15 protein-coding genes and 1 tRNA gene are annotated in these 22,955 nt (G+C 65.9%); 12 read left to right on the top strand and 4 right to left on the bottom strand.

Annotated features, from left to right (window positions below; all coding sequences use genetic code 11):
- Positions 1-62: 62 nt before the first annotated feature.
- Together psaB and psaA are read right to left on the bottom strand one after the other, a co-directional pair.
- Positions 63-2,270, bottom strand: a complete 2,208-nt coding sequence (gene psaB, locus H6G16_RS02580) for a photosystem I core protein PsaB (protein WP_190388771.1) — start codon at positions 2,268-2,270, stop codon at positions 63-65.
- Positions 2,271-2,289: 19 nt separating this feature from the next.
- The gene (gene psaA / locus H6G16_RS02575; RefSeq protein WP_190388770.1) at positions 2,290-4,593 is read right to left on the bottom strand and encodes a photosystem I core protein PsaA; all 2,304 of its coding nucleotides are present in this window, start codon (positions 4,591-4,593) and stop codon (positions 2,290-2,292) included.
- Positions 4,594-5,046: 453 nt separating this feature from the next.
- Here psaA and H6G16_RS02570 point away from each other — a divergent pair, with 453 nt between their 5' ends.
- A complete protein-coding gene (locus H6G16_RS02570; protein ID WP_347238764.1) occupies positions 5,047-6,456 on the top strand; it encodes a hypothetical protein in 1,410 nt (469 codons plus the stop codon).
- Positions 6,453-8,270 carry a precorrin-3B C(17)-methyltransferase gene (gene cobJ, locus H6G16_RS02565; protein WP_347238763.1) on the top strand — a complete coding sequence of 606 codons (1,818 nt, stop codon included), beginning with the start codon at positions 6,453-6,455 and terminating at the stop codon, positions 8,268-8,270. Before H6G16_RS02570 ends, cobJ begins: the two co-directional genes overlap by 4 nt.
- A gap of 22 nt (positions 8,271-8,292) precedes the next feature.
- Here the strand turns inward: cobJ and H6G16_RS02560 are convergent.
- Positions 8,293-8,366: transfer RNA gene (locus tag H6G16_RS02560), tRNA-Pro, on the bottom strand.
- A 119-nt stretch (positions 8,367-8,485) separates the two neighbouring features.
- Between H6G16_RS02560 and lipA the strand changes: the two genes are divergently transcribed.
- On the top strand, positions 8,486-9,355 hold the full coding sequence (lipA, locus tag H6G16_RS02555) for a lipoyl synthase (protein ID WP_190388769.1): 870 nt from the start codon (positions 8,486-8,488) through the stop codon (positions 9,353-9,355).
- 22 nt (positions 9,356-9,377) lie between these two features.
- On the opposite strand, the gene H6G16_RS02550 is transcribed toward lipA, so the two are convergent.
- Positions 9,378-13,976, bottom strand: coding sequence for a glutamate synthase-related protein (locus H6G16_RS02550; protein WP_190388768.1), 4,599 nt, complete (start codon positions 13,974-13,976; stop codon positions 9,378-9,380).
- Positions 13,977-14,163: 187 nt separating this feature from the next.
- On the opposite strand from H6G16_RS02550, the gene H6G16_RS02545 reads away from it, so the two are divergent.
- The 9 genes from H6G16_RS02545 to H6G16_RS02505 all read left to right on the top strand — a co-directional run bounded on the left by H6G16_RS02545 (position 14,164) and on the right by H6G16_RS02505 (position 22,954).
- Positions 14,164-15,921 (top strand): phosphodiester glycosidase family protein, encoded by a 1,758-nt coding sequence (locus tag H6G16_RS02545; protein ID WP_190388767.1) that lies wholly within the window; start codon positions 14,164-14,166, stop codon positions 15,919-15,921.
- Positions 15,922-15,964: 43 nt separating this feature from the next.
- Entirely contained in the window at positions 15,965-16,321 is a 357-nt protein-coding gene (locus H6G16_RS02540; protein WP_190388766.1) for an AIR synthase, read from the top strand.
- Between the two features lie 65 nt (positions 16,322-16,386).
- A complete protein-coding gene (gene rpsL, locus H6G16_RS02535; RefSeq protein ID WP_190388765.1) occupies positions 16,387-16,761 on the top strand; it encodes a 30S ribosomal protein S12 in 375 nt (124 codons plus the stop codon).
- 68 nt (positions 16,762-16,829) lie between these two features.
- Positions 16,830-17,300 (top strand): 30S ribosomal protein S7, encoded by a 471-nt coding sequence (gene rpsG / locus H6G16_RS02530; RefSeq protein ID WP_190388764.1) that lies wholly within the window; start codon positions 16,830-16,832, stop codon positions 17,298-17,300.
- A gap of 100 nt (positions 17,301-17,400) precedes the next feature.
- Positions 17,401-19,476: an elongation factor G gene (gene fusA, locus H6G16_RS02525; protein ID WP_190388763.1), complete on the top strand. Its 2,076-nt coding sequence runs from the start codon at positions 17,401-17,403 to the stop codon at positions 19,474-19,476.
- A gap of 38 nt (positions 19,477-19,514) precedes the next feature.
- On the top strand, positions 19,515-20,744 hold the full coding sequence (gene tuf / locus H6G16_RS02520) for an elongation factor Tu (protein WP_190388762.1): 1,230 nt from the start codon (positions 19,515-19,517) through the stop codon (positions 20,742-20,744).
- A 128-nt stretch (positions 20,745-20,872) separates the two neighbouring features.
- The gene (gene rpsJ / locus H6G16_RS02515) at positions 20,873-21,193 is read left to right on the top strand and encodes a 30S ribosomal protein S10 (protein ID WP_006910513.1); all 321 of its coding nucleotides are present in this window, start codon (positions 20,873-20,875) and stop codon (positions 21,191-21,193) included.
- Positions 21,194-21,302: 109 nt separating this feature from the next.
- Entirely contained in the window at positions 21,303-21,950 is a 648-nt protein-coding gene (locus H6G16_RS02510) for an LON peptidase substrate-binding domain-containing protein (protein ID WP_190388761.1), read from the top strand.
- Between the two features lie 20 nt (positions 21,951-21,970).
- Positions 21,971-22,954, top strand: a complete 984-nt coding sequence (locus tag H6G16_RS02505) for a methyltransferase domain-containing protein (protein WP_190388760.1) — start codon at positions 21,971-21,973, stop codon at positions 22,952-22,954.
- Position 22,955: the final 1 nt, after the last annotated feature.

The raw sequence follows: 22,955 nt of genomic DNA, 5'->3' as shown, positions 1-22,955 counted from the left end.
AAAAAACCCCGGCCTAGGCCGGGGTTGGGTCGTCCCTCAAAGAGAGGGCAAGGGAGCTGGGATCAGCCGAACTTGCCCGAAGTGGAAGCGATCAGGAAGGCTGCATACGTGAGGATGTAGCCGATCGTGAAGTGGGCGAGGCCCACCACACGGGCCTGAACGATCGAGAGCGCCACAGGCTTGTCACGCCAGCCCACCAGGTTGGCAAGCGGAGTGCGCTGATGCGCCCAGACGATGGTCTCGATCAGTTCCTGCCAGTAACCGCGCCAGGAGATCAGGAACATGAAGCCGGTGGCCCACACCAGGTGACCGAACAGGAACATCCAGGACCAGACGGCCAGGTTGTTGCTGCCAAACGGGTTGTAACCGTTGATCAGCTGGGAGGAGTTGAGCCACAGGTAGTCGCGGAACCAACCCATCAGATAGGTGCTGGATTCGTTGAACTGGGCCACGTTGCCCTGCCAGATGGCGAGGTGCTTCCAGTGCCAGTAGAAGGTGAGCCAGCCCACGGTGTTCAGGGCCCAGAAGACTGCCAGATAGAAGGCGTCCCAGGCACTGATGTCGCAGGTGCCGCCACGGCCAGGGCCGTCGCAGGGGAAGGAATAGCCGAAGTCCTTTTTATCGGGCATCAGCTTGGAACCCCGGGCATCCAGGGCACCCTTCACCAGGATCAGGGTGGTGGTGTGCAGACCCAGCGCAATGGCGTGGTGCACGAGGAAGTCGCCAGGACCAATGGGCAGGAACAGGTCGTTACCACCATTGATGGCATCAATCCAGCCGGGCAGATAGACCGCACTGGTTGTGCTGGCGGCGCTCGCAGAGTTGGAAAGCAGCACATCCATGCCGTACATCGCCTTGCCGGAAGCGGCTTGGACGAATTGGGCAAAGACGGGCTCCACCAGGATCTGCTTCTCGGGGGTACCGAAGGCCACGACGACGTCGTTGTGGACGTAGAGACCCAGGGTGTGGAAACCGAGGAACAGGGAGACCCAGCTCAGGTGGCTGATCAGGGCTTCCTTGTGCTCAAGCATCCGGGCCAACACGTTGTCCTTGTTGGCTTCCGGGTCGTAGTCGCGGATGAAGAAGATCGCACCGTGGGCGAACGCACCGCACATCAGGAAGATGGCGATGTACTGGTGGTGGGTGTAAAGCGCAGCCTGCGTTGTGTAGTCCTTCGCGATAAAGGCGTAGGAGGGCATCGCATACATGTGCTGGGCCACCAGGCTGGTGACCACACCCAGAGCTGCCAGGGCCAGACCGAGCTGGAAGTGCAGCGAGTTGTTGATCGTGTCGTAGAGACCCTTGTGGCCGGCCCCGAGATCACCAGGGGTGCCCTTAGGAGGGTTGTGGGCCTCGAGGATCTCGCGAATCGAATGGCCGATACCGAAGTTGGTCCGGTACATGTGGCCAGCGATCACGAAGATGCAACCAATTGCCAGGTGGTGGTGGGCAATATCCGTGAGCCACAGGGCTTCCGTTTGCGGGTGGAACCCGCCGAGGAAGGTGAGGATCGCGGTGCCTGAGCCCTCAGCCGTGCCGAACTGTTGATACACAGTGTCGGGATTCTGGGCATACACGCCCCAGTTGCCGGTGAAGAACGGAGCCAGACCGGCGGGATGCGGCAGCACGGAGAGGAAGTTGTCCCAACCCACGTGCTGACCACGGGCCTCAGGGATGGCCACGTGAACCAGGTGGCCGGTCCAGGCGATGGAGCTGAAACCGAACAGAACCGCCAGGTGGTGGTTGAGGCGGGATTCAGCGTTCTTGAACCAGGCCAGGGAAGGCCGGAACTTGGGCTGCAGATGGAGCCAGCCGGCGAACAGGGCCCAAGCCGACAGGATCATCATGAAGATGGAACCCTGGTAGAGCTCGGCGTTGGTGCGCATGCCGATCGTGTACCACCAGTGGTACAGACCGGAATAGGCAATGTTCACCGGAGAGGAGGCGCCCGCCTGGGTGAAGGCGGCAATGGCGCCCTGGCCGAAGTGGGGATCCCAGATCGCGTGAGCGATGGGACGGACGTGCAGAGGATCGGCGACCCACTGCTCAAAGTTGCCCTGCCAGGCGATATGGAACAGGTTGCCCGAAACCCAGAGGCCAATGATGGCCAGGTGACCGAAATGGGTGGAGAACAGCTTTTGGTAAAGCCGCTCCTCGGTCATGCCGTCGTGGCTCTCGAAATCGTGAGCCGTGGCAATGCCGTACCAAATACGGCGGGTTGTCGGGTCCTGTGCCAGACCCTGGCTGAACGAAGGAAATTTCGTTGCCATTGGGAAAGGTCAGGAAAGGTCAGCCGACCGCAATGATGCGGGCCAGGAAGAAGGACCAGGTCGTTGCGATACCGCCCAACAGATAGTGAGCGACACCGACGGCACGGCCCTGGGTGATGGAGAGCGCCCGCGGTTGGATGGCGGGGGCAACCCTCAGCTTGTTGTGAGCCCAGACGATGGACTCGATCAGCTCCTGCCAGTAGCCGCGGCCGCTGAACAGGAACATCAGGCTGAAGGCCCAGATGAAGTGGGCTCCCAGGAACATCAGACCGTAAGCACTGGAGCTCGAGCCGTAGCTGTTGATCACCTGTGCGGCCTGGGCCCAGAGGAAGTCCCGCAGCCAACCATTGATGGTGATGGCGCTTTGGGCGAAGTTGCCGTTGGTGATGTGCTGGACACTGCCGTCAGCGTTGACGGTGCCCCACACGTCGCTCTGCATCTTCCAGGAGAAGTGGAAGATGACGATCGACAGGGAGTTGTACATCCAGAACAGGCCGAGGAACACGTGGTCCCAAGCCGACACCTGGCAGGTGCCGCCACGGCCGGGGCCGTCGCAGGGGAAACGGAAGCCCAGGTTCGCCTTGTCAGGAACGAGGCGGGAGCTCCGTGCATACAGCACACCCTTCAGCAGGATCAGCACGGTGACGTGGATCGTGAAGGCGTGGATGTGGTGGACCATGAAGTCGGCCGTTCCCAGGGGGATCGGACCGGCAGCCACCTTCCCTCCCACGGCCACCACAGCGCCATTGAACACCTCACTCACGCCGGCAAGGGCGTTGGGGGCGGTGCTGCCGGCGGCGGCGGCGTGGAGACCCTGAATCCACTGCGCGAAGACGGGCTTCAGGGCAATGGCGGAGTCGCTGAACATGTCCTGGGGGCGACCCAGGGCACGCATGGTGTCGTTGTGGATGTAGAGGCCGAAGCTGTGGAAGCCCAGCCAGATGCACACCCAGTTGAGGTGGCTGATCAGGGCATCGCGGGCCTTGAGCACCCGGTCAAGCACGTTGTCCACATGCTTGGCGGGGTCGTAGTCGCGGATCATCGCGATGGCGGCGTGGGCGCCGGCACCGACGATCAAGAAGCCACCGATCCAGGTGTGGTGGGTGAAGATCGACAGCTGGGTGGGGTAGTCGATGCCGATGTAGGGATACGGAGGCATCGCATACATGTGCTGGGCCACGATGATGGTCAGCGAACCCAGCAGAGCCAGGTTTACAGCCAGTTGGGCGTGCCAGCTGGTGGTCATGAACTCGAAGAGTCCGTCATGACCGTTGGGAGCGGGGAACAGCAGGGGATCACCCTTCTGACCCTCGAGGATCTCCTTGATGCTGTGGCCGATGCCCCAGTTGGTGCGGTACATGTGGCCGGCCACGATGAACAGCACCGCAATCGCCAGATGGTGATGGGCGATGTCGGTCATCCAGAGGCTGCCGGTCACGGGATTCAGCCCACCCTTGAAGGTGAGGAAATCGCTGTAGGCCGCCCAGTTGCCCGTGAAGAAGGCTGAGATGCCCGCCCCGAAACCGGGGAACAGCTGGGCAATCACGTCCTGATTCAGGAACTCGTGGGGCAGGGGGATGTCGGCGTAAGTGGCGATGGTCTTGCCGTTGAGCGCCAGCGGCTTGCCGGCGTCGATGGCCTCCATCAGCGCGTTGGTGGGCAGGGACACGTGCAGAAGGTGTCCTGTCCAGGAGAGGGAGCCCAGACCAAGCAGACCGGCCAGATGGTGGTTGAGCATCGACTCAACGTTCTGGAACCACTCGAGCTTGGGGGCTGCCTTGTGGTAGTGGAAGACGCCCGCATTGAGCATCAGGCCGGCCATCACCAGGGCGCCGATGGCCAGGGCCAGCAGCTGGGTTTCGTTGGTGATGCCCCAGGCCCTCCACACGTGGAAGAGACCGGAGGTGATCTGAATGCCGTGGAAGCCGGCACCCACATCGCCATTGAGGATTTCCTGGCCAAAAATCGGCCAAACCACCTGCGCCGAAGGCTTGACGTGCAGGGGATCGGTCAACCAACCGGTGTAGTTGGAGAAGCGCGCTCCATGGAAGAAGGCGCCGCTCAGCCAGATAAAGATGACGGCCAGGTGGCCGAAGTGAGCCGAAAAGATCTTGCGAGAGACCTCTTCGAGGTCACTCGTGTGGCTGTCGAAGTCGTGAGCATTGGCGTGGAGGTTCCAAACCCAGGTGGTGGTTTTGGGACCCTTGGCAAGGCTGCGATCGAAATGGCCGGGCTTGCCGAACAGTTCGAAGGTGGCCGGAACGGGGTTCCGGTCGACCATGGCCTTCGCCTTTTCCCCACGCTCTGGTGGGCTGATGGTCATCGAGACGTTCCTCGAGGGACGGGGTCGAGGTGGTGGGTCCACCCCTGAGGCAGGCCGGAGGGCCTACCAGTGGGCCCCATGGGAGCCGGACGCCGAAGCGTCCGAACCGCCCATGGGCACCAGCGGGAAAGAAGTCCACGAAACCGTGAAACCGCTTGCCACAACTGGAGCTTGGGGCCCCAGATAGGGGACCGCTGGCGGAAGTATAGAGGCCGCTTCCGAGGACTTTTGGGCTGCAGTTACAAAGGTTCAATCCCGGCGCTTCCCAGGCCAGCACTGGGCTTTACAGAACAGAAAGAATCATTGAGATCGGGCATTTTTTACCCCTCTCGTTATTACTTAACCAGCCAAAGTTGTCGAGCGAGCCACTCCGTGCTGGCGGCGGCGGGGCTTCGGATTCCCGGGGTGGCCCGGGCCAGCAGAATGCCCTGAGAAACAGCTGAGCAACCCAGCGTGGGCGCAGGCAGCGCAACCCATCCCGCCCTTCCCGGCGACGGCCCCAGGCGGCACGACCACTGGCGGAGTCGGGTCGCGTCCCTGCTGCGCCTGGCCCTGCTGCATCTGGCTTTGGTCGCCGTGCTGGTGCTCCCAGCCGGCTGCGATCGGCTCTCCCCGACCCGAGCCCAACCTGGGGCTGGAGCTCCCCTCAGGGCCGAAGGGCCAGCGGGGCGCTTGCAGGAAGTGGCCCCGCCCGCTGCTGTGCAACAACTTCAGGCGGGCCTGGCCGACCACAACCCGCAGGTGTCGATCCTGACGCCGCGGGATGGGGCCGTACTGCCGGGCGGCCCCGTTGGCCTGCAACTGCAGGTGCGTGACTGGCCCCTGGTGGACGCTGGCCCCCTCGGCCTTGGACCCCACGTGGTGGTGCAGGTCGACGACCAGCCCCCCCTGGCCGTGACCGATCTCAAGCTGGAGCTGCCGGCCCTGTCTCCTGGCAGCCACAGAATCACCGCCTATGCGGCCCGCCCCTGGGGTGAGGCGGTGAAAAGCCCAGGCGCCTCGGCCCAGATCCAGGTGCACCGGGTTGCGGCCAACCCCCTGGCCATTCCCCAGCCCGGCACCCCCCAGCTCTTGGTGGTGAGCCCCCCATCCCAGGCGGCCCGGGAACCGGTGCTGCTGGATTGGCTGTTGCTCGATGCCCCGCTGCAGGGCCTGCGGGACAACGACGGCAGCTGGCGTCTGCGGGTCACCGTGAATGGCGACAGCTTCCTGGTGGATCAGAACGCACCCCTCTGGCTCAAGGGCTGGGAGAGGGGCAGCAACAGCCTGCTGTTCGAGCTGGTGGATGGCCGCGGCGACGCCCTGAACCCTCCCTTCAACAGCCTGGTGGCCGAGGTGGTGCTCGACCCCAGCGCCCCAGGGCCGGTCTGGCAGCAGGGTCGCCTCAGTGCGAGCGACCTGGCCCAGCTCTTGGGCACGGCCCCGCCAGAGGTGCAGGCTGCGCCCACCCCGCCCAGCGAACCCGAGGCACCCCCGCAGGTCCCCCCCGTGGCCCCAACCGTGGAAGCCGAACCCTTGCCCGAACCGCCAACGGATCCGGAGCCAACGGCCGCGTCAACCCCTGAAACTCTTATCCCCCCGGCCGCGGCCCCGATCGAACAAACCCTCGAGACCAGGGAAGAGGATGTCGTGACGGACCTCGAACCGGCCGCAACACCCCTTGCCGAGCCCAGCGCCGCTCTCGAGCCCACCCCCACCCCGGAAGACACCAAACCGGCGGCCCCAACGGCCAATCCCGACCGGATCGTGCCGTCAAGCAGTGTGGAGGGATCTGCTCGAAACCAGGTGAATCCTGACGGCTCATTGCTCAAGCCCCGCCCCAGCGGCCCCCTGGCCGGGCTGCGCCAGAAGCTGGGCGCGTGAGTCAACTCCCTACAACTGCTCCAGCCGCAGGTCAGCGGGCTGGCATCTGGGGGCTGGGCTTCAGCTCGGCGAGCACGGCGGTGCTGACGCGGCTCCAGCAGGCCGGATTGCTGGATCGCCAGGTGGGCCCGCACGACGAGCCCTCCCCGCGGGATTGTCTGCGGCGCGAATGGTCATCCGCCGGCGCCTTCGTGGTGGTTGGGGCCTGTGGTCTGGTGACCCGCCTGATGGCCCCACTGCTCAGCGACAAGGACAGGGACCCGGCCGTGGTGGTCGTGGACCCTGAGGGGCGGTTTGCCATCCCCCTGCTGGGGGGACACGCCGCCGGCGCAGAACAGCTCAGTCACCGCGTCGCGGCCAGCCTCGGGGGCCAGGCCGTGCTGACTGGAGCCACGGCCGCCATGGGCCGCCTGAACCTCGACAGTTTTGGCCAGGCCTGGGGCTGGCGGCGCGGCCAGGGCGATTGGAGTGGCCTGATGCAGGCGGCGGCCCGGGACACCGCACCGCTCCTGGTGGAGGCCCGCCACGGCAGCCGGCGCTGGCTGGACCTGCCCGCCGCTGCTGGTCTGCAAGCGGCCCCAGCAAACGCCACGGCAACCCCAGCCATGGTGGTGGACATCCACAGCGGGGATGGCTGCCGCTGGCACCCCCCCAGCCTCTGGCTGGGGCTGGGTTGCGAACGCCACACCAGCCTCAGCCTGCTGGAGCGGGTGGTGGACCAAACCCTGGCGGACCTCCAACTCGCCCCCGAAGCGGTGGCCGGGCTGGCCAGCATCGACCGCAAGGCCGATGAACCTGCCCTGCTGGCCCTGGCCGCGCAGCGGCACTGGCCGCTGCGCTGGTTTGACGCACCACGGCTGGCCGAGGTGCCCGTGCCCAATCCCTCCACGGCCGTGGCCCAGGAGATGGGCACCGCCAGCGTGGCGGAAGCCTCGGCCCTGTTGGCGGCCGGCCCCGGAGCACAGCTCCTCCAGACCAAACGCATCGAGCGCGCCGGCAACGGTGAGCAGGGAGCCGCCACCCTGGCCATCGCCCTGGCGGCGAGCCAATGGGCCCCCCAGCGCGGCCAGCTGCACCTGGTGGGCAGTGGGCCAGGCAGCCTGGATCTGCTCACGGGCGATGCCCGGCGGGCCCTGGCTGAAGCCACAGTGTGGGTGGGCTATGGGCTCTACCTCGACCTGCTCGAACCCCTGCGGCGACCCGATCAGTTGCGCTGGGATGGCCAGCTCACCGAAGAGCGGGCCCGCTGCGCCCTGGCCCTGGAACTGGCCAGCCAGGGGCTGACTGTGGCCCTGGTGTCTTCAGGCGACAGCGGCATCTACGCCATGGCCGGGCTGGCCCTGGAACTGTGGCTGGCCCAAGCCGCGGATGGCCGCCCCAGCTTCACCGTGCATCCGGGGATCTCGGCCCTGCAACTGGCCGCGGCCCGGGCCGGAGCCCCGTTGATGCACGATTTCTGCACCATCAGCCTCAGCGACCGCCTCACCCCCTGGGCCGTGATCGAGCGCCGACTGCAGGCCGCCGCCGCAGGCGATTTCGTGGTGGCGCTCTACAACCCCCGCTCCCAGGGACGGGACTGGCAACTGGCCCGGGCCCGGGAGCTGCTGCTGGAGGGCCGGCCGGCAGCGACCCCGGTGGCCGTGGCCCGCCAACTGGGCCGGGCCGACGAGTCGATGAGCCTGCACACCCTTGGGGAGCTGCCGGTGGAGCAGGTGGACATGCTCACCCTGGTGCTGGTGGGCAACAGCACCAGCTATGCCCAGGACGGCCGCATGGTGACCCCACGCGGCTACCCGGGGGCCGAGCTCAGCTGAACAGAGCTGAAGCAAAGAAAAATCGGGATGACAGGATTCGAACCTGCGGCCCCTTCGTCCCGAACGAAGTGCGCTACCAAGCTGCGCTACATCCCGATGGGGCGACTTTAGGGGATGGCCGCCGCCCCCCAGCCCGCCATCCTGAGGCTGGGATCCCGATCGCTTTCTAAAGTTCCCAACTGCCTTTCTCCTGGCCCCTACGGCCCCCCGGCCCCTTGCTCAAACCCGACTGGCTGCGCGTCAAGGCCCCCCAGCGGGAGCGGATCGGCGAGGTGGCCGACCTGCTGCAGGATCTCAAGCTCAACACCGTCTGCCAGGAAGCCAGCTGCCCCAACATCGGCGAGTGCTTCGCCGGCGGCACCGCCACCTTTTTGATCATGGGGCCGGGCTGCACCCGCGCCTGCCCCTACTGCGACATCGACTTCGACAAGAGCGTGCGGGAGCTCGACCCCACGGAACCCCAACGGCTCGGGGAGGCCGTGGCGCGGCTGGGCCTGAGCCACGTGGTGATCACGTCGGTGAACCGCGACGACCTGGCCGATGGCGGCGCCAGCCAGTTTGTGAGCTGCATCGCCGAGGTGCGCCAGCGCTCCCCCCTCACCACGATCGAGCTGCTGATCCCCGATTTCTGCGGCAATTGGCAGGCCTTGGCCACGGTGATGGAGGCGGCGCCCGACGTGCTCAACCACAACATCGAAACGGTGCCACGGCTCTACAAGATGGTGCGGCCCCAGGGGATCTACCAGCGCTCGCTGGAGCTGCTGCAGCGGGTGCGCGAAGGTTGGCCACGCGCCTACACCAAATCAGGGCTGATGGCCGGTCTGGGGGAAAGCGACGGGGAAGTGCGCGAGGTGATGGCCGATCTCCGGCGCCACCGGGTGGACATCGTCACCATCGGCCAATACCTCTCGCCCGGTCCCAAGCACCTGCCGGTGGATCGCTTCGTGACCCCGGAGCAATTTGAGGCGTTCCGGACCCATGGCGAAACGGAACTGGGATTTTTGCAGGTGGTGAGCAGCCCGCTCACCCGCAGCAGCTACCACGCCGGCGAGGTGCAGCGGCTGATGCGGGAGCATCCCCGCTAAGCCGCTGCTGCAGGGGTGGTGCTCAAGCCACCACCGCCTCCCGCTCGGCCAGGCCCACGGTGGCCTTTTCGCTGGGGGGCACCAGCAGCTTGAACTGGGCCTTCCAGGTGCTCCAGTCGGCCAGGATCGCGGCGGCCTTGGCGCTGCCGGTGGCGTCGAGATGGGCCTGCAGCAGGGGCTTGAGCAGGGCCTCCTGCTCGGGGGTGGTGAGCGAGCAAATGGCCACGATCTCGGGATTTACCCGCTCCCGCAGACCACCGCTCTCATCGAGGATGAAGGCCACGCCACCGGTCATGCCGGCGGCCACGTTGCGGCCGGTGCTGCCCAGCACCACCACCACGCCACCCGTCATGTACTCGCAGCAGTGGTCGCCGGCACCCTCCACCACGGTGCGGGCGCCGCTGTTGCGCACGCCGAAGCGCTCCCCGGCCCGGCCCAGGGCAAACAACTCGCCGCCGGTGGCGCCGTAGAGACAGGTGTTGCCGAGGATCACCTGGCTGCCGGGGTCGTTGCCGCCGGCAGGGGGGACCACGGTGAGGCGCCCCCCATTGAGGCCCTTGCCGACGTAGTCGTTGGCTTCACCCACAAGGCGCACGTTCATGCCCTGGAGCACGAAGGCCCCGAAGCTCTGGCCGGCCGCGCCCTCCAGGGTGAGGTCGAGCTGACCCTGGAAGCCCTTATTGCCGTGGCGCGCTGCGATCTCGCCGGAGAGGCGGGCGCCCACACTGCGGTCGGTGTTGACGATCGCCAGGGTGCGGCGCACCCGGCCGTGGCCTTCGATCGCGGCCATCACCTCGGCATCAGCCAGCAGCTGATCTTCCAGGATTGGACCATTGCCATGGGCCTGGGCCTCGTGCTGCAGCCAACGGCGATCAGCCGCCTGCGGAATCGGATCCATCAGGCAGGAGAGATCCAAGGCCTGGGTTTTAGCCAGGGCCACGGCCCGAGGCTGGAGGAACTCACTGCGGCCGATCAAATCCTCCAGACGGGCCACCCCCAGCACGCTGAGCAGCTGGCGCACCTCCTCCGCCACGAACAGGAAGAAATTCACCACGTGTTCGGGCACGCCGGGGAAGCGCTTGCGCAGGTTCTCCTTTTGGGTGGCCACGCCCACCGGGCAGTTATTGGTGTGGCAAACCCGGGCCATGATGCAGCCCTCGGCGATCATCGCCACCGAGCCAAAGCCGTATTCCTCCGCACCCAGCAGGGCGGCGATCACCACATCCCAGCCGGTCTTGAGGCCGCCGTCGGCCCGCAGCAACACCCGATCCCGCAGACCGTTCTCCAGCAGCGAGCGGTGCACCTCGGTGAGGCCCAGCTCCCACGGGCTGCCGGCGTGCTTGATCGAGCTCAGGGGGGAGGCGCCGGTGCCACCGTCGTGGCCGGAGATCTGAATCACATCGGCGTTGGCCTTGGCCACACCGGCGGCGATGGTGCCGATGCCGATCTCAGCCACCAGCTTCACGCTCACCTTGGCGGCGGGATGCACCTGGTGCAGGTCGTGGATCAGCTGGGCCAGGTCCTCGATGGAATAGATGTCGTGGTGGGGTGGCGGTGAAATCAGCGCCACACCGGCCTTGCTGTTGCGCAGCCAGGCGATGTAGGGATCCACCTTCGGGCCAGGCAGCTGGCCGCCCTCACCGGGCTTGGCCCCCTGGGCCACCTTGATCTCCAGCTGCTTGCCGCTGCGCAGATACTCGGGGGTCACCCCGAAACGGCCCGAGGCGATCTGCTTGATCGCCGAGCAGGCGGTGTCGCCGTTGCGCAGGCCGTTCAGGCTGGGCAGGGTCGCGGAGTGGCCGTCATCGTCCACATCGCTGAGCACCCCAAAGCGGGCCGGATCCTCGCCGCCCTCGCCGCTGTTGCTCTTGCCGCCGATGCGGTTCATGGCGATGGCCAACACCTCGTGGGCCTCCCGCGAGAGGGCGCCCAGGCTCATGCCACCGGTGCAGAAACGGCTGCAGATGCTCTCCACGCTCTCCACCTGCTCGATCGGCAGAGGTGCCGGCGCGGGCTTGAGCTCCAGCAGGTCGCGCAGGGCCGTGACCGGCCGGTTTTCCAGCAGGGTCTTGTAGGTGGAGAAGTGGTCGTAGCCGGGGCCCGCCTTGACCGCCGCGTGCAGGGCCTTGGCCATCTCCGGGCTGTTGAGGTGGTACTCGCCGCCGGTGCGGTACTGCACAAAGCCCATGAATTCGAGCTTGGTGCGGTTCAACTCGGGGAAGGCCTTGGCATGGAAGCTGAGGGTTTCGCTGGCCAATTCAGCCAGGCTCAGGCCCGCCACCCGACTGGTGGTGCCCTTGAAGGCCAGCTCGATCAGGTCGGCACCGAGGCCGATGGCCTCGAAGATCTGGGCACCGTGGTAGCTGGCCAGTAGCGAGATCCCAATCTTGGAGAGGATCTTGCGCAGGCCGTCTTCCAGGGCCTTGCGCACGTTGGCCTGGGCCTGATCGGGCGTGAGGGCCGGCAACTTGCCGGTTTCAATCAGTTTCTGCACCCGGGGGTGCGCCAGCCAGTGGCGGGTGGTTTCCCACGTGAGCCAGGGGCAAACGGCGCTGGCGCCGTAGCCAATCAGGCAGGCCAGATGATGGGTACTCCAGCACTGGGCCGTGTCCACCACCAAGGACGCCTGCAGCCGCAGCCCCAGGTTGAGCAGGTGGTGGTGCACCGCACCAACCGCCAACAGCGGCGGGATGGTGGTGGTGGTGGCCGCAATGCCGCCGCTGGAACCGCCGCGATCACTGAGCACCAGGATCTGGGTGCCGGCGCGCACGGCTGCCTCGGCCTCTGCCTTGAGGCGCTCCACGGCAGCCGCCAGGCCCCCAGGCCCATCGGTGATGGCCATCAGGGTGGAGAGCTTGAGGGTGGGCAGGCCCTGCTGGGCCAGCGCCGCCAGCTCCGCCTCGTTGAGGATCGGGCTGGCCAGATGCAGCACCGCCGCCGAAGCCGCCTCGGGCTTCAAGGGCGACCCCCGCTTGCCCAGGTGCATCTCCAGGCTCATCACCAGCTTTTCGCGCAGCGGATCGATCGGCGGGTTGGTGACCTGGGCGAAGCGCTGCTTGAAGTAGTCGTAGAGCAGATGCGGTTTATCGGAGAGCACTGCCAGGGGAATGTCGTCGCCCATGCAGTAGGTGGGCTCCTTGGCCGCACCGGCCATGTCCTCGATCACCAGCTCGAAGTCTTCGGCCGTGAAGCCAAAAGCCGTCTGCTGCTGCAGCAGCTCCAGATCACCCAGCTGGCGCTCCTGGGTCCAGGGCTGGGGAGCCAGGCTGCGGCGATGCTCCGCCAACCAGGCGCCATAGGGGTGACGGGCCGCCACCTCCTGCTTCACATCCCAGTTACGCAGCAGGCGGCCCTGCTCCAGGTCCACCGCCAGCATCTGGCCAGGGCCCAGGCGGCCCTTCTCGATGATGCGGCTCTCCTCGAGCTCCACCACGCCGGTTTCGCTGCCCATCACCACATAGCCGTCGCTGGTGATGCAGTAGCGGGCTGGGCGCAGGCCATTGCGATCCAGGGTGGCCCCAACGCTGCGGCCATCGGCGAACACCAGCAGGGCCGGGCCATCCCAGGGCTCCTGGGTGCAGGCGGAATATTCGTAGAAGGCCTGGATCTCCGGCTTGCCCACCAGCTCGGGCTGGTCGCGGAAGGCCTCGGGCACAAGAGTGAGCAGGCTCTCGGTGATGGGCCGGCCGCTGCGCACCAGCAGCTCCAGGGTGGCGTCGAGGTTGGCCGAATCACTGAAGGCAGCATTCACCACCGGCTTCAGCTCGGCGGCGGCCTCCCCCCACACCGCATCGAGATTGGCCTCGGAAGCCCGGGCCCAGTTGAGGTTGCCCAGCAGGGTGTTGATCTCGCCGTTGTGGCCCAGCAACCGCATGGGCTGGGCCAGGGGCCAGCGGGGCAGGGTGTTGGTGCTGAACCGGCGGTGGTAAACGGCGAAGCTCACGGCAAAGCGCTCGTCCCGCAGATCGCCATAGAAGGCGGAGAGCACCTCCGAGCGCACCATGCCCTTGTACACAACGGTGCGGCTGCTCAGGGAGGCGAAATAGAGATCTCCAGGACCGGGCCCCCAGGCTTCCCGAGCCCGGTCGCCGCAGCGGCGCCGCAGACGGAACAGCAGGGATTCGAGGGCATCTCCGGCCAGATCAGCCGCCACCAGCCACTGCTCAATGGCGGGGGCGGTCCCCAGGGCGAGGGGACCCAACACCGCAGGGTTCAGCGGGACGGCGCGCCAACCCAGGCTCCGTAGCCCCAGCTTGGTGGCCTCTTCGGCGCAGAAAGCCTTGGCCTGGTCGCGCTTGCTGGCGTCGGCCGGCAGGAACACCATGCCCAGGCCCCGGGAGCTGCCTTGGGCGGCCGCCGCTTCGGGCCACACCGCCTCCAGATAGCTCCAGGGGATGCCACACAGCACCCCGGCGCCATCACCCGAGTCGCCGTCGCCGCCGCAGCCACCGCGATGCTCCATGCAATCGAGGCCGCGCAGGGCCTGCTGCAGCAACCAGTGGCTCGAAACCCCCTTGAGGCTGGCCAGAAAGCCCACACCACAGGCATCCTTCTCGCCCGCCACCGCCGCCGGAGCGGGGCTGTCGCAATGGGGCCAAACAGGGCGAGGGGATTGAGGCATAACCCGAAAAGGTCCGGCAGTTGATCTGACAGTGGATCTGACAGTGGATCCAGACGTTCTGCTGCGGCAGAACCCCGACGGGGGGCGACCACAGCAGAACGATTGATCCTAGGGATTCACACCCCCAAACCCGGCCTCTAGCGCAGCCACCCACCGCTAGCGTTGGGCGCTGTCGGCTGGGCTGGCGATGGCGACTGCGGGTTCCCTCAGGCCCAGCCTGCTGCTGACGCCTTGCCTGCTGTCCCTGCTTCTGCCCCCAGCCGGCCTGGCCCTGGCGTTGCCGCCGCCGCCCCCGCCGCCGGTCCCCACCCAACAACCAACGGGCCTGGAGCGCCAGGGGAGCAGCGTCAGCATCAACGGCAGGGTCCAGAAAGCCCGCTGGTTGTGGGTTGGGCGTGCCGGTGAAGCACCCCAGCAACTCTGGATCCCCCTCGAGCTGCTCGACAACCAACTGGGGGTCACCAGCCGCAGCCTGAGCGATGGCTCCCTCGACCTCGAGTGGTTTGGCCAGGGGCTGAAGGTGCCGGCAACTGCCCAGCGGAGCCTCGAGGACGAGGTGGCCATCGAGGTGGCCGGGCTGTTCCGGAACATCGGCTTCACGGTGCGCCAGGAGGGCGGCCAGCTCAGCCTCAACCTGGGCCGGCCCGAGCTGCTGCAGGTTCGCAGCGCCACCCCGGGCAACCTGCGGCGCGTCGTGCTCGACCTCAGCGGCCCGGCCCTGGTGGAGGGCGACAGCGGGGGGCTGGTGCTGGACCTCACCAGCCGCGACGACCAACAGGCCCAACTCAAGGCCCTGGGCCTTGGGGGCCTCCAGAGCAGCGGCAGGCTGCGACTCCAACCAGCAGCAGGGAAGCTGACGCGGACATTCAGCCTGGGCGCTCCGCCACGGCTGGTGATCGAGTGGCCCGCGGACGGCCCGCTCCCCAGCGACGGTGGGGCCATCCCCATCGATCCGCGCGTACAGGCCCTGCTCGGCAGGGAGATCCAATGGGACCGTCTGAGCCGCCAGGGGGTACGAATCAACGCCATCCGCGTCGACCCCCGCACCGCCTCCCTGCAGCTCAAGCCCCTAGCCCGGCCAGGGGGAATGGAGGGGCTCAGTTCGCTGGTGCAGCTCGCCAACCAAGAGCAGGCCTGGGTGGCCATCAACGGCGGCTTCTTCAACCGGGTGCGCCGCCTGCCCCTGGGCGCCCTGAAAGCCAACGGCCGCTGGCTGTCCGGCCCCATTCTCAACCGGGGCGTGGCGGCCTGGAGCGAGCGCAGCTTGCCCCGGTTCGGCCGTCTGCAACTGGTGGAGTCGATCGCGGGCCCCCATGGCCAGCGACTGCCGATCAACGCCCTCAACAGCGGATATGTGCAACGGGGCATCAGCCGGTACACCGCCGAATGGGGGCCCGCCTACCGGGCCCTGAGCGGCTCGGAAACGGGCCTGCTCCTGCGGGCGGGCTGGGTGAGCCAACGCCTCAGCTCTGACGCGCTGGAGGCCGGGGTGCCACTGCGGGGCGATGACCAGTTGCTGGTGGGCCGGGGCGGCACGGAGTTGCCCTGGGAGCCCGGCGACCGGCTCCAGCTCGACAGCCGGCCCAGCAACGACCTCGGACTGGCCACCCATGTGATCGGCGGTGGGCCCCTGTTGCTGCAAGAGGGACAGATCGTGCTGAACGGTGCTGCCGAAAACTTCAGCGCCTCCTTCCTCAGCCAGGGGGCTCCCCGCACCGTGCTGGCCCGTGATGACCGCCAGGTGTGGCTGATCACCCTCGAGGGCATCCAGGACAGCGGCCCGTCCCTCGGCGAAACGGCCCTGTTGCTGCAACAGCTTGGGCTCCGTGATGCCCTGAACCTGGACGGCGGCAGCTCCACCGGACTGGTGCTGGGCGGCTCCCTGCAGGTGAAGGGTCGGGGCGTGGCCGGCTCCGTGCACAACGGGGTGGGGCTGGTGCCCTGAGGGGGCTGCCAGAGTGGGGAATCGATCCACTCCCAAGCTCGCCATGCCCAAGGGCCACAGCCTGCGCCTGACCGCAGCCGCAGCGGCCGAGCTGGGGCGCCAGGCTGCTGTGGCGGGCACGCCGGGGATGATGCATCTCGACCTGGTGGACGGCAGCTGTGAGCGCTGGGCCATTCGGCTCAGGCCTGGCCATCTGGCCGGTACGCCGATCGCCCGAGCCGATGGCATCACCCTGTATGCCCCCGCCGACCAGCTGGAGTTGGTGACCGGGTTGAGCCTGGATTTCCGCGGTGACATCAGTGGCGGCGGCTTTCTGGTGCGGCCGGGCGACGGGGTCGTGAGCTGCGCCTGCGGCACGGCCTTCCGACGCATCGGGGGTGGGCGTCAGGCGACCCAGTAAGGTGACGGATTGTCGAAATCGGTCGGACGTCCGACCAGTGTTCTCCGACCAGATCCCGGTCCTCGATGCCCACCATCCAGCAGCTCATCCGTACTGAGCGTCAGAGTCTTTCCCGCAAGACGAAGTCGCCCGCCCTGCGCGCCTGTCCCGAACGCAGGGGCGTCTGCACGCGTGTGTACACCTCCACCCCGAAGAAGCCGAACTCGGCGCTCCGCAAGGTGGCGCGGGTGCGGCTCACCTCGGGCTTTGAGGTGACCGCGTACATCCCCGGCATCGGCCACAACCTCCAGGAACACTCGGTGGTGCTGATCCGCGGTGGTCGGGTTAAGGATCTGCCTGGGGTCCGCTACCACATCATTCGGGGCACCCTGGACACCGCCGGCGTCAAGGATCGTCGTCAGTCCCGCTCCAAATACGGCGCCAAGACGCCCAAGGGCTGATTGGGCAGGGCCTTCGAGCCTGCGCAATCCCCCACCTTTTCCCTTCGTTCTTCCCGCTCCGGTCGACCATGTCTCGCCGCAATGCCGCCGAGAAGCGCCCCGTGCTTCCCGACCCCCAGTTCAACAGCCGACTCGCCTCGATGATCGTGGCCCGGCTGATGAAGCACGGCAAAAAATCCACAGCCCAGCGGATCCTGTCGGATGCCTTCTCGCTGATCAATGAACGCACGGGCTCCGACCCGCTGGAGCTGTTTGAAACGGCGGTTCGCAACGCCACCCCCCTGGTGGAAGTCCGCGCCCGCCGTGTCGGTGGTGCCACCTATCAGGTGCCCATGGAAGTGCGCCAGGAGCGCGGCACCGCCATGGCTCTGCGCTGGCTGGTCAACTTTTCCCGAGCCCGCAACGGCCGCAGCATGGCCCAGAAGCTGGCCGGCGAACTGATGGATGCCGCGAACGAAGCCGGCAGTGCCGTCCGCAAGCGGGAAGAGACCCACAAGATGGCCGAAGCCAACAAGGCTTTCGCCCACTACCGCTACTGATTCACCAGCCAGCGGCTGAAGTCCAGGGCGACTTCAGCCCCTGCAGACCCAGTCTGTAGAGTGACGCCCTCGTTTTGTAGACCTCTCGGAGACCTCCCCCGTGGCCCGCGCCTTTCCACTGGAACGCGTCAGAAATATCGGTATCGCCGCTCACATTGATGCGGGCAAGACCACCACGACCGAACGGATTCTGTTCTATTCGGGTGTGGTTCACAAGATGGGCGAAGTCCACGATGGCGCCGCCGTCACCGACTGGATGGAACAGGAGCGTGAACGCGGCATCACCATCACCGCCGCCGCCATCTCCACCAGCTGGAAAGACAATCGGATCAACATCATCGACACGCCTGGGCACGTCGATTTCACGATCGAAGTGGAGCGCTCGATGCGGGTGCTCGACGGCGTGGTGGCCGTGTTCTGTGCCGTTGGTGGCGTCCAGCCCCAGTCCGAAACGGTGTGGCGCCAGGCTGACCGCTACAACGTGCCCCGGATCGTGTTCGTCAACAAGATGGACCGGACCGGCGCCAACTTTCTGAAGGTCTACGAGCAGATCAAAGACCGTCTGAAGGCGAATGCTGCTCCCATCCAGCTGCCAATCGGCGCTGAAGGGGAACTCAAGGGGATTATCGACCTGGTGCGTAACAAGGCGATCATCTACACCAACGACCTTGGCACCGACATCATCGAAGGGGAGATCCCTGACGACATGAAGGATGAAGCCCAGGAGTGGCGCCTCAAACTCATGGAGTCGGTAGCCGAATCCGACGAGGAACTGATTGACGTCTTCCTCGAAAACGGCGAACTCACCGAAGAGCAACTGATCAAAGGCATTCGCAAGGCCACCATTCACCACGGCATGGTGCCCATGGTGTGCGGTTCTGCCTTCAAGAACAAAGGGGTCCAGCTGGTGCTCGACGCCGTGGTCGACTACCTGCCCGCCCCGGTCGATGTGCCGCCCATCACCGGCCTGCTGCCCGATGGCACCGAGTCGAACCGCCCCTGCGACGACAACGCCCCCTTCAGCGCCCTGGCTTTCAAGGTCATGGCGGACCCCTACGGCAAGCTCACCTTCGTGCGCATGTACTCCGGGGTGCTCAACAAGGGCAGCTACGTCCTGAACTCCACCAAGGACAAGAAGGAACGGATTTCGCGCCTGATCCTGCTCAAGGCCGACGACCGCGAAGAAGTGGATGAGCTGCGCGCCGGTGACCTGGGTGCGGTCCTAGGCCTGAAGGACACGACGACGGGGGACACCCTCTGCGTTGACTCCGACCCGATCATTCTTGAATCGCTCTACATTCCCGAGCCGGTCATCTCGGTGGCCGTTGAGCCCAAGACCAAGGGCGACATGGAGAAGCTCTCCAAGGCGCTCCAGTCTCTCTCGGAGGAGGATCCCACGTTCCGGGTCTCCACCGATCCGGAAACCAGCCAAACGGTGATTGCTGGCATGGGCGAACTCCACCTGGAAATCCTGGTGGACCGGATGCTGCGCGAATTCAAGGTGGAAGCCAACATCGGCGCCCCCCAGGTGTCGTACCGCGAAACCATTCGTACCAGCTCCAAAGGCGAAGGCAAATTTGCCCGCCAAACCGGCGGCAAAGGCCAGTACGGCCATGTGGTGATCGAGATGGAGCCCGGCGAGCCGGGTTCAGGGTTCGAATTCGTCAACAAGATTGTTGGCGGCATCGTTCCCAAGGAGTACATCGGTCCAGCCGAAGCCGGCATGAAGGAGACCTGCCAATCCGGCGTGATTGCGGGCTTCCCCATGATCGACGTCAGGGCGACCATGGTCGACGGCTCCTATCACGACGTCGACTCTTCGGAGATGGCGTTTAAGATCGCCGGATCCATGGCCTTCAAAGACGCCGTCAAGAAGTGCAATCCTGTGCTCCTTGAGCCGATGATGAAGGTGGAAGTCGAGATCCCCGAGGATTTCCTCGGATCGGTCATCGGCGACCTCTCATCCCGTCGTGGCCAGGTCGAAGGACAGTCCATTGACAATGGTCAGTCCAAAGTCCAGTCGAAAGTGCCCCTGGCCGAGATGTTCGGCTATGCCACCCAGCTCCGATCCATGACCCAGGGTCGGGGTATTTTCTCGATGGAGTTCAGCCATTACGAGGAAGTTCCTCGCAATGTGGCTGAGGCCATCATCTCCAAGAATCAGGGCAATTCCTGATCTTCCCCTAACCCTCCAACCCCCGATTCTTTCTACTCATGGCACGCGAGAAGTTCGAAAGGAACAAACCCCACGTCAACATCGGCACCATCGGCCACGTTGACCACGGCAAAACCACCCTCACGGCTGCCATCACCAACGTGCTGGCATCCCAAGGCATGGCCAAGGCCCAGGCCTACGACGAAATCGATGGTGCTCCTGAAGAGAAAGAACGGGGCATCACGATCAACACGGCGCACGTCGAGTACGAAACCGAAAAGCGCCACTATGCCCACGTGGACTGCCCCGGTCACGCGGACTACGTGAAAAACATGATCACCGGTGCCGCCCAGATGGACGGCGCGATCCTGGTGGTTGCCGCGACCGACGGCCCCATGGCCCAAACCAAGGAGCACATCCTGCTGGCCAAGCAGGTGGGCGTTCCTGCCCTGGTGGTGTTCCTCAACAAGAAGGACATGGTCGACGACGAGGAGATCCTCGAACTCGTCGAACTGGAAATGCGCGAGCTGCTCAGCAGCTACGACTTCCCCGGCGATGACATTCCCGTGGTGGCTGGCTCTGCCCTCAAGGCTCTGGAGTACATCCAGGCGGGCAACAAGGCCGAGCGTGGCGCCGACGAGTGGGTCGACAAAATCCTCGACCTGATGGATGCGGTGGACGAGTCGATTCCCGAGCCTGAGCGCGAAATCGACAAGCCCTTCCTGATGGCAGTGGAAGACGTGTTCTCCATCACCGGACGCGGCACCGTGGCCACCGGCCGGATCGAGCGCGGCAAGGTGAAGGTGGGCGAAACCGTCCAGATCGTGGGCATCAAAGACACCCGCGAGACCACAGTGACCGGGGTGGAAATGTTCCGCAAGCTCCTCGACGAGGGCATGGCTGGGGACAACGTCGGCCTGCTGCTTCGTGGTGTGCAGAAGGAAGACATCGAGCGCGGCATGGTTCTGGTTAAGCCCGGCTCCATCACCCCCCACACCAAGTTCGAGGGTGAGGTGTATGTGCTGAAGAAGGAAGAAGGCGGCCGCCACACCCCCTTCTTTGCTGGCTACCGCCCGCAGTTCTACATCCGTACCACCGACGTGACTGGCCAGATCACGGCCTTCACCTCCGACGACGGCGCGAACGTGGAAATGGTGATGCCCGGTGACCGCATCAAGATGACCGGCGAGCTGATCTGCCCGGTGGCCATCGAGCAGGGCATGCGCTTCGCCATCCGCGAAGGCGGTCGCACCATCGGTGCCGGCGTGGTCTCCAAGATCATCGCCTGAGCCTGAGGTAGTTTCGTGGGGTGGGCCTTCGGGTCCATCCCCCGATCTCCACACTTCGCACCTCGACAACCCAGCTCCATCAGCCACCCGGGTGTCCAGCCCTGGGGCTTCCCGACGCCCGTTCTGACATGTCCACCGCCATCGCCCAGCAGAAGATCCGCATTCGCTTGAAGGCGTTCGACCGCCGCATGCTGGATCTCTCCTGCGAAAAAATCATTGAGACCGCCGATCACACCGCCGCGACGGCCATCGGCCCCATCCCCCTGCCCACCAAGCGCAAGATCTATTGCGTGCTGCGCTCGCCCCACGTGGACAAAGACTCCCGTGAGCACTTCGAAACGCGCACCCATCGCCGCATCATCGACATCTACAGCCCTTCGGCCAAGACGATCGATGCCCTGATGAAACTGGACCTGCCCAGTGGTGTGGACATCGAAGTCAAGCTCTGATTCGGTCTCCCAGGCGCAGAGATCCCCGAGCATTCCCGTTTGCCCCGGTCACGTCATCGCGTGTCAGGGGCAATTTTTCTAGGATGACCGAGCTTCTCCTGAACTAGCCATGGGTGAGTTGGCCGTACGGGAGCTGCCCCTTTTCCCCTTGCCAGACGTGGTGCTCTTCCCCCAGGAAGTGCTGCCGCTGCACATCTTCGAGCCCCGCTACCGGATGCTGCTGCGCACGGTGATGGCCGATGACCAACGCTTTGGAGTGGTGCGGTGGGATCCCCAAACCCAGGCCATGGCCTCGGTGGGCTGCTGCGCGGAGATCCTGCACTGCCAAACCCAGGACGACGACCGCAGCAACATCGTGACCATGGGGCAACAGCGCTTTCGGGTGCTCGAGATCGTGCGCGAAGCCCCCTTCCGGGTGGGTCTGGTGAGTTGGATTGAAGATGATCCCGAGGCCAGCCATGAGGAACTGGAGGTTCTGGCCAGCGATGTGGGCCAGGCCCTGCGGGACGTGGTGGAACTCACCGGCAAACTGATCGGCAAGCCGGCCAGCCTGCCCAGCGATCTGCCGGACCTGCCGCGCGAACTGTCCTTTTGGATCGGTGCCCACCTGGGTGGCCCCGTGGCCGACCACCAGCAAGCCCTGCTCGAGATCACCGATACCGGGGAGCGCCTGCGCCAGGAATATGAGCTGCTGGATCAGACCCGCCGGCAGCTGGCTGCCCGCACGGTGCTCAAAGACACCTTCCAACCCCAGTAACGCCCTCCCGTCTCCGGCCCATGACGCTCATCAGCTGGCCCCTGGCCGCCACCCTCGGGGCCGGGGCCCTGGCCTGTGCAGCGATCGGTCTGGGCACTGGCTTGTGGTTGCAGCGGCGGCGGCGCTACCAATCGGCCGACAGCGTCGCCCAGGCCTACGACCGCTGGACCAACGACCAGCTGCTCGAGCGCCTCTGGGGCGACCACATCCATCTGGGCTACTACCGCGATAGCGGGCTAGGACGGCCTCGCCACCAGGATTTCCGCGCAGCCAAGGAAACCTTCGTGCACGAGCTGGTGCGCTGGAGCGGCCTCGACCAGCTTCCCCCCGGCTCCACCGTGCTCGACGTGGGCTGCGGCATCGGCGGCAGCGCCCGGATCCTGGCGAGGGACTATGGCTTCCAAGTGCTGGGAATCAGCATCAGTCCCGCCCAAATTGCCCGGGCCACAGCCCTCACCCCAGCCGGTCTGCGCTGCCGCTTCGCCGTAATGGATGCCCTGGCCTTAGAGGTGGCCGACGCCAGCGTCGACGCCGTCTGGAGCGTGGAGGCCTGCCCCCACATGCCGGACAAACAGCGCTACGCCGATGAACTGCTGCGGGTGCTCAAACCCGGCGGCCGACTGGCCGTGGCCGACTGGAACCGCCGTGATCCCGCCGATGGAGCCATGGACCGGCGGGAACGCTGGGTCATGCGCCAACTGCTGGAACAGTGGGCCCATCCGGAATTTGCCAGCATCCGGAGTCTGCAGCGGCACCTCGAAGACAGTGCCTACGGCGCCAGCCTGGCCATCGACACCGATGACTGGACCCGCGCCACCCTGCCTTCCTGGATCGACTCAATCAGTGAAGGAGTCCGCAGGCCCTGGGCCATCCTGGGTCTGGGGCCAGCCGCCGTGCTGCAAGGCCTGCGCGAGACCCCCACGATCCTGCTGATGCACTGGGCCTTCGCCACCGGCCTGATGCAGTTCGGCGTGTTCCGCGGCCGCAAACCCGAACCAGCCTGAT

The organism is Cyanobium sp. FACHB-13342 (assembly GCF_014697415.1).
Classification (GTDB): domain Bacteria; phylum Cyanobacteriota; class Cyanobacteriia; order PCC-6307; family Cyanobiaceae; genus Cyanobium_A.
The sequence above is the reverse complement of the archived record's forward strand: the minus strand, read 5'-3'. Positions and strand labels throughout refer to the sequence as shown.